1 pseudogene is annotated in these 752 nt (G+C 41.4%); it reads left to right on the top strand.

Annotation, left to right across the window (positions count from 1 at the left end):
• A pseudogene (locus ACFIL3_RS10755) lies at window positions 1-752 on the top strand (hypothetical protein); the annotation flags it as partial.

Raw genomic sequence — 752 nt, 5'->3', positions numbered from 1 at the left:
GGAGCTAGCTATGAAGGTGGCGAATGGAGGGCTCCGGAATTCAAGGTTTCACAATTCAATTCTGATGGTAGTTCGTCAGAAAAGAAGATCTATCATGATGTAGCAGGAGCTTTTGATGGTGTCAGTGATGGTATGACGAGTATCAACGAGCGTATTCATGATGTTGAGAAGAATGTGGCGAGCAATGGTTTGAATTGGAATGAAGAAGAAGGCGCGTATGATGCGAAGCATGATGGTAAGTCGAGTAAGATTACGAATGTATTGGATGGTAAGATAGAAGAAGGCTCGCAAGAAGTTGTTAATGGTGGTCAGCTTTGGAGCACGAATGAGAGGGTAAAAGAGGTTGAAGACAAAGTAGATACGATAGATCAACATGTGAAAGATATTGAAGTAGCCGTAACAGATGGCGTTGTTAACTATGATAAAGATAGTGATGGGAAAAAGACCAATAGCATTACGTTAGTAGGAGGCAATGACAGCGAACCTGTTATGATAGACAATGTAGCGGCAGGCAAGATTGAAACAGGTTCTCAGCAAGCTGTTAATGGCGGTCAGTTGCATGATTATACTGAAGAGCAGATGAAGATAGTTCTTGAAGATGCCAATAAGTATACGGATGAGAAAGTTAGTGGTCTTGTCAATGATGCTGTTAACGAGTCGAAATCCTATACGGATATAAAGTTTGAGACATTGAATTATGCTATTCAGGATGTTCGGAAAGAAGCAAGACAAGCTGCTGCTATTGGTCTAGC

It is taken from the genome of Bartonella sp. CE47NXGY (genome assembly GCF_042195415.1).
GTDB lineage: Bacteria > Pseudomonadota > Alphaproteobacteria > Rhizobiales > Rhizobiaceae > Bartonella.
The sequence above is the reverse complement of the archived record's forward strand: the minus strand, read 5'-3'. Positions and strand labels throughout refer to the sequence as shown.